Raw genomic sequence first — 11,061 nt, 5'->3', positions numbered from 1 at the left:
AGCATGTACGTCGCGCCGCTGTTGTAGACGAACACCGTGCCCGGCGGGTGCTCGACGTCGAGACCGAGGAAGACCTTCACCATCCGGCGGTCCCGGCTCAGCGCCTCGACGGTGTCCTTCGCGTGCCCGGTCGTCATCGTGAGCAGATGCCGGACCGTCATCGCCGCGAGGTTGTCGGTGATCACCGCCGGCAGCTCGTCGGGCCCGAAGTACGAGATCACCGGGTCGTCCAGCGTCAGCAGCCCGGCGTCGATCGCCAGCCCGATCGCGGTCGAGGTGAAGCTCTTCGACACCGAGAACAGCAGGTGCGGATCGGTCAGCCGGTAGGGCGACCACTCCGCCTCGAGAACCACCTGACCGTGCCGCAGCAGCATCGCGGTCTGGATCTCCGGGCCGGCGGCGTCGAGCGCGGTGACGAAGGCGTCGAGCGCGGCCGTGTTCAATCCCTGGGTTTCTGGGGTACTCCGTGGAAGGCTGCTCACTCCGAGCACGCTATCTCCCCGAACGGACGATTATCAGGTGAGTTCCATCAGACGAGCCGCGGTCATCCTCAACCCGGTGAAGGTTCCGGACGCTGACGACTTCCGCCGTACTGTCGACGCCGCGTTGACCGAGCGCGGGTTCGACGACTCGCTCTGGCTCGAGACGACCGTGGACGACGCCGGGTCGACGATGGCCAAGCGGGCGATCGAGGAAGTGGTCGACCTGGTCGTGGTGGCCGGCGGGGACGGCACCGTGCGCGTCGTCTGCGCGGAGATGGCCCGGAGCGGCATCCCGGTCGCGGTACTGCCCACCGGGACGGGCAACCTGCTGGCCCGCAACCTCGGCATCTCGCTGGATCTCGACAGCGCGCTGACCGAGCTGCTCGACGGCAACGAGCAGCGCATCGACAGCATCGAGGTCGAGGGGGACGAGCTGGAGACCGACCGGTTCGTGGTGATGGCCGGCCTCGGGCTGGACGCGGCGATCATCGCGGACGCACCCGACGAGCTGAAGAAGCGGGTCGGCTGGGCCGCGTACGTCGTGGCGACGCTGAGGAACCTGAACCACCCGTCCGTCCGGGTCGAGATCATCGTGGACGACCAGCCGCCGCTGCGGCGGCGCGCGCGGACCGTGGTGATCGGCAACGTCGGCACCCTGCAGGCGAACGTCCCGCTGCTGCCGGACGCCGAACCGGACGACGGCGTGCTCGACGCCGTCGTGCTGGCGCCGCGCCGGATCAGCCAGTGGCCGCGGCTCGCGCTCAGCCTCGTCGTCAAACCGCTGCGCGAACAACACGTCGAGCGGTTCACCGGCAAGCGGATCCAGGTGACCGCGGCGAAGATGGTACGCCGCCAACTCGACGGCGACACCATCGCCGACGGCCGCACCCTCAGCGCCTCGGTCGACCCCGCCGCACTGATCGTCCGAGTCCCGTGACCTCCGCCCGCCTCGGGGCGGGCGGAGGTCGGCAGGGTCAGGATTGAACCAGTACGGCGACCGTCCGGGCCGGAACCGAGACCGTGCCGGAGGACGGCGTCCAGGTCGTTTGCCTGACCACCGGGTCGGAGCCGGTGGCCTGGGTGGGGGAGAGGCTCAGGTTCGCGCCCGTCAGGCCTGGGACCTGCTGGGTGACGGTCGAAGCGGTGCTGTTGAAGACGACCAGGACACCCTCGAGGGCCGGGTCGACGGCGGCGCCGACAGTGTCGTCGATGCGCATGGTGATCACGCCGGGGGTCGCGCCGCTCAGCGGGAAGGTGAGTTTCGCGTGGATCAGGTCGGCCGACCCGAGGCGGAACAGCGGCGTGGAGAAGCGGAGTTTCAGCAGGTCCTGAGCGGCGGCCGTCGCCGTGGCCACGTCGGCCGCGGTCGGCTTCAGGGCCGGGTCGGCCAGCAGCGGCTTCATGAACGGCCACTTCGCCTCGTTGTCCGGCCTGGGCGGCAGACCGTGGCCGAAGCCGTTGTCCGCGCCGGTCCAGTCGAGGGTGTTGAACCAGTCGCCGGAGTCGTACGAGTTCCGGTCCAGCGACTTGCTCCGCAGCAGGTCGGCGCCCGCGTGCCAGAACGACGGGGTCTGCGCCAGCGCGGTCGTCGCCAGCGACACCGTGTTCATCCGGACCCGGTCGGCCATGGTGAGCGACGTCGGCAGCTTGTACGTCAGGGCGTCCCACAGCGTCTCGTTGTCGTGCGCGTCGACGTACGTGACAACCTCGTTCGGTTGGTCGGCGTACCCGGCCGGTGAGCCGTTGTAGTCGACGGCGTCACCGCGGACCACTGTGCCGGTCTCGGCCGAGCGGAACGAGAAGTTCCTGAGGTTCGCCGCCAGTCCCAGCTGGATCAGGTCGGTGTCGTGGGCGAGGCGCTTGGCCCGGTCGGCGTCCGAACCGTTGACCGGGTCGCCGTTCGGGTCGCTGGCGGCGCCGGAGCCGAAGCCCTGGATCCGCGGGTTCTCGTCGAACGGGCCGCCGCCGCGGACGCCGTCGCGGAGCCGGTCGGAGAACGTGCCGATGCCGGTGCCGCCGAGGTTGCCCTGCCGGGCCTGGACGAACCGCGCGTCGTTCGCGACCTCGCCGAAGTTCCAGCCCTCGCCGTACACGTAGACCTGCTTGCCGTCGACACCGTCCTTGGCCAGGGTGAGCTTGTCGAGCGCGGCCCGGACCTTGAGCATGTTGGCCTTGCTGTGGTGGCCCATCAGGTCGAAGCGGAAGCCGTCGACCCGGTAGTTCTTCGCCCAGCTGACAGTGCCGTCGACCATGATCTTCTCGGCCATCGCGTGCTCGGTGGCGATGTTGCTGCAGCAGGTCGAGGTCTCTACGCCGCCGGTCACGTTCAGCCGCTGGTAGTAGCCCGGCACGATCTTGTCCACGACCGAGGTCGGCGCCTGTCCGGCGGACGGCGTGTGGTTGAAGACCTGGTCCAGGACGACGCGCAGCCCGGACCTGTGCAGGCTGCCGACCATCGTGCGGAACTCGGCCACCCGGGCGAGGCCGTCCCGCTGGGTCGCGTACGAGCCCTCCGGCGCGAGCCAGTGGAACGGATCGTAGCCCCAGTTGAAACCGTCCTTCGCCGCGACCGCGGTCACGCAGGCCTGCTGCTGCTCGGAGTCCGGTGGGAAGGACTTGAGGTCACAGGCCGGCGTCTGCTGACCGGCCTCCGGGATCGACGCGATGTCGAACGTCGGCAGCAGGTGGACCGTGTTCAGCCCGGCTGCCGCGAGCGACCGCAAGTGCTTGGTGCCGTTGCCCTCGTCGGCGAAGGCGAGGTACGTGCCGCGGTGGGCGGCCGGCACGGTGGTGTCGTTGACGGAGAAGTCGCGGACGTGCAGTTCGTAGATCGTCGAGTCCACGGACCGGGCCAGCTTCGGCGACGGCGTCTTCGACCACAGCGCCGGCATGCCCGCCGGATCGTCGAGGTCGACCGCGACCGAGTGGGCCGAATCGGTGGTGAGGGCGACCGAGTACGGGTCGGTGACGATGTTCGTCTCGATCTTGCCCGTGGACGGTGCGAACACGGTCACCTGGTAACGGTACGGCGCGTTCTTCCACGACCGTGGTCCGCTCGCTGACCAGGAGCCGTCGTTGTCACGCCGCATGGCGATTGTCTGCGATCCGACAATCAGGCCGACCTTTTGCGCGGTCGGCGCCCACAGCGTGAACCGGGGCGATCCGCCGTGCCAGGTCACGCCGTACGAGCGTTTCGTCGCCGACCCGCCGTACAGGTCGTCGAGCACGCCCGGGATCTGCACCCCGGTGGCGTCGAGCAACCGCCCGGCGTCGTCGTACTGCGCCAGCCCGAGTTGCCCGGTCAGGATCTTCCGGGCGTCGGCCTTGCCGAGTCTGAGCGCGGTGTAGTCCTTCAACGCCGGGAACTTGGCGAGCACCGACGGTGGCAGACCGTCGGGTTCGTAGCGCAGGCCGGTCGACGCGCCGCCGATGTCGTCCGCGTCGATCGTCAGCGAGGCGTCGTGCGACCAGTGCAGCCGCCAGCGGAACCGCTCCGGATGGGCGACCGCGGGGACGGCGAGCAGGTCCTTGCTGACCCAGTAGGCCTTGGCCTTGCTGAGGTCCGGCTGGGCGCCCGGTGTGGACGTCGTGACGGTCAGCACGTGGGTCGCGATGGCGTAGGAGAAGGTGACGACCAGGCCGTCGGCCGGCACGGTGATCGGAATATTGTTGGCCGGGTAGCTCTCGTCCCAGGACAGGTTGTGCGCGACCTTGGCCTCATAGCTGCCCGCTCCGATCTCGGTCGTCGACCACGTGTACGTCCCGTCGCCGTCCTGGTCCGTCAGCCATGGGCGCATGCAGGCCGGGTCCCAGTCGGCCGCACAGCCCAGCTCCGACTGGAAGGAGCCGGGCACGGTGATGAGCGGCCCCTCGGCACTCGACGTGACGTAGTGGCGCCCGTGTTCGTAGTAGAAAGTGATCGGTCCGCTCGGCCCGGTGTAGGAGATGTTGGCGCCGTTCTGGTTGCCGCCGGCACCGTAGTTCTCGTCCCAGGTCTTGTTGATCGCCGCCTTGTAGGCGTGCTCGCCGGAGAGCCCGGTGTAGGTGCCCTTCCAGACCTTGTCCTCCTGGTCGAGCGTCAGCTGGGCCTGGTCGCAGTCCGGCGACCAGTCGGCCGCGCAGCCCATCTCGGTGTTGTGGTCGCCGGGCACGCTGACGTTGGCCGGCTGGACGACCGGGCCCCCGCCGCCTCCGCCGCCACCGGGCTTCGGTGCGTCGCCGACCACGCCGTACGAGCCCGACACCGAGTAGTTGCCGGACACATCCTTCAGCACGGCGCGGTACTCGAGCAGCGTCCCCTTGGGCAGGCTGGACACGTCCTGGAAGACCCTGTACGGCGCGTTGTCGTCGGACCCGAGTCGCTGCCAGCCCGTCGTACCCACCGGGCGGTAGCCGAAGGTCACGGTGACCGGGGTGTTCGCTGGCACCTCCGCACCGATCTCGGCCCGCCCGCCGACGGTCGCACCGAGCTCAGGCGAGCTCAGGTACACCGCCGGCGCCTTGGCCAGGCGCGGAACCTTGCTGATCGCCTGGTACACGGTCACCGACAGCGGTGCCTGGCTGAGCGCCACGCGGCCCTCGCGGTCGGTCTTGACCATCTTCGACCCGCCGTACACCGGCCTGAACCAGGTGTTGGACCCGTACGTCGGGATCGTTGCCGACTTTGCGGTCGTCGCATTGTTGGCGATCACCAGGTACTCGACGTTGTCCTGACCCAGCCGGCTGAACGCGTACAGGCCGCCGGAGTTCGAGGAGTACCGGTGGATCTGGCGACCGTCGGCCAGCGCCGGGTACTTCGCCCGCAGCTTCTGCAGGCCCGCGATGTGCTGGTACATCGGTGCGTCGACGTCGTACCGGTCCTGGCTGCCGATCGTCGTCGTACCGGTGCCGTCGACGATCTCGTCGTCCTTGTAGTCGGTGGTCTGGGTCGCGAACATGTCCTGCCGCGCGTCCTTGTCACCACCGGCGCCGGTGAAGCCCTGCTCGTCGCCGTAGTAGACGACCGGCTGGCCGCGGGTGAGGAACATCAGCGAGTGCGCCAGCTTGTCCCGGGCCAGCAGTTCCTGTCCGGCCGCGCCGCTCTGCTTGAGGAACGTGCCGACCCGGCCCATGTCGTGGTTGCCGAGGAACGTCGGCAGTTGGTACGCGTTCGAGTCGGTGTCGGTGTAGTAGTCGTCGTTCGCGTAGAAGTCGCGCAGCTTCGTGCTCGGGTCACCCTTGGCGAACGCGACCGCGTTCTGCTGGAAGCCGAAGTCGAGCGTCGCCTGCAGCGCGCCCTGCGTGGTGTACGTCGACATGAACCTCGGGTCGGCGTCGAACACCTCGCCGAACATGAAGAAGTCCTTCGACCCGGCGTTCCGGGCGGCGGCCAGGACCTGCGGGGAGAACTTCTGCCAGAACTCCATGTTGACGTGCTTGACGGTGTCGATCCGGAACCCGTCGATGCCGAACTCGGCCCATGTCTTGTAGACGTCGATCATCCCGTCCCGCACCCGCGGCTGCTCGGTGAACAGGTCGTCCAGGCCGACGAAGTCGCCGTACTCCGAGGACTCGCCGGCGAAGGTGGAGTCGCCGCGGTTGTGGTACAGCGTCGGGTCGTTCAGCCAGGCCGGCACCTTCACGGTCTCGTCGGCGGGCGTCCGGAACACCGGGACGTTCGGGAACGACGTGTTCCGGTCCATCGGCGGGAAGGTGTCGCCGGCGGCGTACTGCTTGTCGTCGAACACGTTGCCGGCCGCGTCCTTGTACGGCGACGTCGACTTCGGGATGTAGCCGTACTGACCGGACTGGTACGCGATCACGTCCGCGGTGTGGTTGGTGATGATGTCGAAGAAGACCTTCATCCCCTTGCCGTGCGCCAGGCTGATCAGCTTCTTCATGTCCGCGTTCGTGCCCAGGTGCGGGTCGATCTGGGTGAAGTCGGTGATCCAGTAGCCGTGGTATCCGGCGCTCACGTCGGCGCCGGCACCCTGCACCGGCCGGTTCTTGAACGACGGCGTCAGCCAGATGGACGTCGTACCGAGCGACTTGATGTAGTCGAGCTTCTGAATCACCCCGGTCAGGTCACCGCCGTGGTAGAAGCCCTTGTCGGTCGGGTCGAGGCCGGTGGCCAGCCGGTCGCCGGCCAGTCCGCCGGCGTCGTTGGACGGGTCGCCGTTCGCGAACCGGTCCGCCATCACGAAGTAGAACCGCTCCTTGGTGAGGTCCTCGCGCAGGCTCGGCGTCGACAGCGCCCTGTCCGCCGCCGTCACCGCCGGACCCGCCAGGTCGACCGGTTTCACGGTGACCACGTGGCTGGTGTCGTCGTAGCTGAACGAGAGCTTGGCCGGTCCCTCGATCCGCAGCGGGATGTTCGGCCCGTTCAGGACGCCGCCGGCGCCGTAGTTCTCGTCCCAGCTGCCGTTGACGGTGACCTTGTACTCGTACGAACCGGCCGGAACGTCGAAGACCTTCGTGTACGGCGCCGCCGCGCCGAGACTGGACGCCGTACATCCCGGGTCCCAGTCGGCCGCGCACCCGAGTTCGCTCTGCAGCGATCCCGCGAGCGTGATCACCCGGTCCGCCGCGACCTGCGCGGGTGCCGGTGCCGCCGTACCCAGTCCGAGCACGATCACCGCCGCCGCGGTGAACCCCGCCGTCCAACGCCTGAACCCGCGCATCACGGTCCCCTCCCGTTGATCCTGCCGCCTGCCGGGGACGCTAGCCCGCGGCTTTCACCGTGGGGAGGGGTCAGATGTCACGGTCAGGTCACGAGGCCGGGCAGGGTCGTCTCGATCGGGGTGCGCAGGACGGTCGTGGCCTGCTCGTCGTACGGGGTCGGCTCGGCGTTCAGGATGATCAGCGGCTTACCGGTCCGCAGCGCGATGTCGCAGAGGCCGGCGGCCGGGTAGACCTGCAAGGAGGTGCCGACGGCGAGGAAGACTTCGGCCGCCTCGGTCGCCGCGACGGCCGCGTCCAGCACCCGCGGATCGAGCGACTGGCCGAAGGACACGGTGGCCGACTTCAGGATGCCGCCACAAACCTCACAGGCCGGGTCGTCGTCGCCCGCCTCGAGCCGGGGCAGTATGTCGGCCATCGGGATGCGGCGGGCGCACTCGAGACAGTCGACCTGCCAGACGGTGCCGTGCAGTTCGTGCACGAGGCCGGGGGAGGAGCCGGCCTTCTGGTGCAGACCGTCGACGTTCTGGGTGATCAGGCCGGTCAGCCGGCCCTGGCGTTCGAGTTCGACCAGGGCCAGGTGGCCCGGGTTCGGCTCGGCGGACCAGGCGGGCGCGGCCAGCCGGTGCTTCCAGGCCTCGACCCGGACAGCCCGGGAGGCGACGTACTCGTCGATGTCGAACATCGCCTGCGCCGCCGGGTTCTTCGTCCACAACCCCTGCGGGCCGCGGAAGTCGGGGATCCCGGACGCGGTCGAGATCCCGGCCCCGGTCAGTACGGCGATGCGCTCGGCGTCGATCACGCCTCAGACGCTAGCGGCTCTCCACTCGGGCGCCAGGACCGACATCACGATCGAGTCGACCCACTCGGCGTCCCGGTACAGCTCGTCGCGCAGCCGATCGGGTCGTCCGGAGGGCGAGAGGATTCAGCTGAGGCGCCGTACGACGAAGCGTGGTGCCTCAGCGGAGACGAGTTCCTGGCCGCGGAGGCGGCACCAGGCGGGGATGTCGGTCGCGGCCGCCGGGTCGTCGGCGAGCACGGTGACGGTGCCGCCGACCTCGATCGTCGGCAGCAGCTTCGCCAGTTTGATCACGGGGAGTGGGCAGAGCAGCCCGAGGCAGTCGAGGTCCGTGTTCACAGGCCGATCTCCGCTCTGATCCGCTGGACGATCCCCGGCAGCACGGACGCGAACCGGTCGATGTCGTCGTACGTCGTATCCCGGCCGAGTGAGACCCGGACGTTGCCGTGGGTGAGCACGCCCATCGCCGCCAGGACGTGCGACGGCCGCAGCGTGGACGACGTACAGGCAGAGCCGCTCGAGACCGAGAAGCCCTCCACGTCGATGGCGGTGACCAGGGCCTCGCCGTCGACGTACAGACAGGAGAACGTGAGGATGTGCGGCAGCCGGTCGTCCGGGTCGCCGACGACCTCGACGTCCGGGATGCCGGCGGCGACGCGCTGCCGGAGCTCGTCGATCCAGGCGCGGTGCTGCTTGTTCAGCCCGGCGGCTTCGGCCTGGCGGGCCTGCAGCGCGGCCGCCGCGGCGAGGGTGTTGGGGACGTCCGGGAAGCCGGGGGACAGACCGTCCTCCCGCTCGTCCATCGGCCAGGCCGGAGCGATTCGTGTTCCCTTGCGTACGGCGAGCAACCCCACGCCGGCCGGCCCGCCCCACTTGTGGGCGCTCGCGGCCAGCGCCGACCACCCGCCCGGTACGGCGTCGTGCCCGATTGAGGCGGCCGCGTCGACGAACAGCGGTACGTCGCCGCATGCCTCGGCCGCGGCCTCGATCGGCTGGCGCGTCCCGACCTCGTGATTCGCCGACTGCAGCGCAGCCACCGCGACACCGGGCGAACGCACAGCTGACGTGAAGGCGTCCAGGTCTACTCGGCCGGCCGGGTCGACGCGTACTTCTACGCCGTCGGCCCCCGCGGTGTGCAGCACGGCAGAGTGCTCGACTGCGCTGTGGACAACCGCCGTACCGCTGCGCCTCCGGGCGGCCGTGATCGCGGTCAGCGCGGCGTGGACGGCCGCCGTACCGGAGGTGGTCAGGAAGAGCTCGTCGGGGCGCACTCCGACGGCGTCCGCGAGCACCGCCCGGGCGTTGTCCAGCAGCAGCCGCGCGGTCCGGCCCTCGTGGTGCAGCCGGACCGGATCCGCCCAGCCGGAATCGACTGCCGACAGCAACATCTCCCGCGCCGCCGGATGCAACGCCTCGGCCGACGCCGCGTCCAGATACGCACGCTCGCTCACACGGGAAACGCTAGAGCATGTCGGCTCCTGCGCTGCCGCGCAGCACGCAGCGCAGGAGCCGACATGCTCTCAGCCCTACCTCTGCGCGGGACGCCGGAAGGTGTCCAGTAGTGTTTGGTCGTCAGTCTCACTTGGGAAGGGAAAGGCGCCCCGTGGGTTCGAACGGCACGCCCGGAGTGGACGAGCGCGCGGCAGGTCCTGCCGCCGCCACACGTCCGGCGAAGCGACGCCTGCTGGTCGGTACGGGAGTGGTGCTCACCACCCTGCTGCTGACCGGTTGTTCGTCGGCGACCACTGAGCAGTGGAAGCGACTCGGTCTCCCCGAGGGCGCATCGGACCGGACCGAGGCCGTCAGGAGCCTCTGGATCGGTGCCTGGATCGCTGCCCTGATCGTCGGCGTGATGGTCTGGGCCCTGATCCTGTACGTCGTCGTGCGGTACCGCAAGCGCAACGACGACGCTCCCAAGCAGGTGCGTTACAACCTGCCGCTCGAGGTGCTCTACACGCTCGCGCCGTTCGCCATCATCGGTGTGCTCTTCTACTACACCGTCGAGCACGGCAACCAGATCACCGCGATGTCGAACCAGTCGCAGCACACGGTGAACGTGGTCGGCCAGCAGTGGCAGTGGACCTTCAATTACAAGGAGACCGTCGACGGGCAGGAAGGCGTCTGGGAGACCGGCACGCTGGAGAAGCCCGCCGAGCTGTGGCTGCCGGTGAACGAGTCGGTCCAGTTCGACCTGACCTCGCCGGACGTCATCCACTCCTTCTGGGTGCCGTCGTTCTACTTCAAGCTCGACGTCATCCCCGGCCGGACCAACAAGTTCGAGCTGACCCCGACCAAGACCGGCACCTTCGCCGGCAAGTGCGCCGAGCTCTGCGGGCTCTACCACAGCCGGATGGTCTTCTCCGTCAAGGTGGTCACCCGGGCGGAGTACGACGCGCACCTGCGCGAACTGGCCGCCAAGGGCCAGACCGGTGCCGCCGTCGGCGGCGAGGACGCCACCACCATTCCTGGCCACGGGTCAGAGGAGGGCGAGAAGTGACGGACTTCGCCGCGCGCACCGGGGCCATCGGTGCCACCACCGTGCTGCCTCGCCGGCGCAGCAAGGGTCAGATCGCGGTCAAGTGGCTGACCACGACCGACCACAAGCTGATCGGCCACCTGTACCTGATCGTCTCGTTCGCCTTCTTCCTGATCGGCGGCGTGATGGCGCTGGTCATCCGCGCCGAGCTGGCCAAGCCGGGCCTGCAGATCGTCAACGAAGAGGTCTACAACCAGCTCTTCACCATGCACGGCACGATCATGCTGCTGCTGTTCGCGACCCCGCTGTTCGTCGGCTTCGCCAACGTGATCATGCCGGTGCAGATCGGCGCCCCCGACGTCGCGTTTCCGCGGCTCAACATGTTCAGCTTCTGGCTGTTCCTGTTCGGCGGGCTGATCACGATCAGCGGCTTCTTCACCCCGGGCGGCGCGGCCGACTTCGGCTGGTTCGCCTACGCCCCGCTGTCGAACGCCGTCCGTTCGCCCGGTGTCGGCGGTGACCTGTGGATCATGGGCCTGTGGATGGCCGGTCTGGGCACGATCCTGGGTGCGGTCAACTTCGTCACCACGATCATCACCATGCGGGCTCCGGGGATGACGATGTTCCGGATGCCGATCTTCACCCTG

General features: G+C 69.0%; 8 protein-coding genes. 3 read left to right on the top strand and 5 right to left on the bottom strand.

Going from position 1 to position 11,061, the window contains the following annotated elements; genetic code table 11:
• Positions 1 to 482, bottom strand: a 482-nt coding sequence (locus E1218_RS32290; protein ID WP_233712611.1) for a serine hydrolase domain-containing protein, incomplete at its 3' end; no start/stop codon positions are given.
• A gap of 37 nt (positions 483 to 519) precedes the next feature.
• Between E1218_RS32290 and E1218_RS32285 the strand changes: the two genes are divergently transcribed.
• Positions 520 to 1,419 carry a diacylglycerol/lipid kinase family protein gene (locus E1218_RS32285; protein ID WP_132326836.1) on the top strand — a complete coding sequence of 300 codons (900 nt, stop codon included), beginning with the start codon at positions 520 to 522 and terminating at the stop codon, positions 1,417 to 1,419.
• A gap of 37 nt (positions 1,420 to 1,456) precedes the next feature.
• Here E1218_RS32285 and pulA read toward each other — a convergent pair whose 3' ends face one another.
• The 4 genes from pulA to E1218_RS32265 all read right to left on the bottom strand — a co-directional run bounded on the left by pulA (position 1,457) and on the right by E1218_RS32265 (position 9,389).
• Positions 1,457 to 7,141 carry a pullulanase-type alpha-1,6-glucosidase gene (gene pulA, locus E1218_RS32280; protein WP_132326835.1) on the bottom strand — a complete coding sequence of 1,895 codons (5,685 nt, stop codon included), beginning with the start codon at positions 7,139 to 7,141 and terminating at the stop codon, positions 1,457 to 1,459.
• A gap of 83 nt (positions 7,142 to 7,224) precedes the next feature.
• A complete protein-coding gene (locus E1218_RS32275; protein ID WP_132326834.1) occupies positions 7,225 to 7,941 on the bottom strand; it encodes an SIR2 family NAD-dependent protein deacylase in 717 nt (238 codons plus the stop codon).
• 123 nt (positions 7,942 to 8,064) lie between these two features.
• Positions 8,065 to 8,277, bottom strand: coding sequence for a sulfurtransferase TusA family protein (locus E1218_RS32270; protein WP_132326833.1), 213 nt, complete (start codon positions 8,275 to 8,277; stop codon positions 8,065 to 8,067).
• Positions 8,274 to 9,389 (bottom strand): cysteine desulfurase family protein, encoded by a 1,116-nt coding sequence (locus tag E1218_RS32265; protein WP_202866309.1) that lies wholly within the window; start codon positions 9,387 to 9,389, stop codon positions 8,274 to 8,276. The genes E1218_RS32270 and E1218_RS32265 overlap by 4 nt, the downstream gene beginning before the upstream one ends.
• Before the next feature lie 152 nt (positions 9,390 to 9,541).
• Between E1218_RS32265 and ctaC the strand changes: the two genes are divergently transcribed.
• Together ctaC and E1218_RS32255 are read left to right on the top strand one after the other, a co-directional pair.
• Positions 9,542 to 10,435 (top strand): aa3-type cytochrome oxidase subunit II, encoded by an 894-nt coding sequence (gene ctaC, locus E1218_RS32260; protein WP_132326832.1) that lies wholly within the window; start codon positions 9,542 to 9,544, stop codon positions 10,433 to 10,435.
• A partial coding sequence (locus E1218_RS32255; RefSeq protein ID WP_202866308.1) for a cytochrome c oxidase subunit I occupies positions 10,432 to 11,061 on the top strand: 630 nt, incomplete at its 3' end. The genes ctaC and E1218_RS32255, both read left to right, overlap by 4 nt.

Origin of the sequence: Kribbella turkmenica, assembly GCF_004348725.1 — a bacterium.
Lineage (GTDB): Bacteria > Actinomycetota > Actinomycetes > Propionibacteriales > Kribbellaceae > Kribbella > Kribbella turkmenica.
The sequence above is the reverse complement of the archived record's forward strand: the minus strand, read 5'-3'. Positions and strand labels throughout refer to the sequence as shown.

What these genes read in the sequence shown, in the direction of transcription:
- pulA (WP_132326835.1), bottom strand. Translation starts at nt 7,141, where the DNA reads ATGCGCGGGTTCAGGCGTTGGACGGCGGGGTTCACCGCGGCGGCGGTG.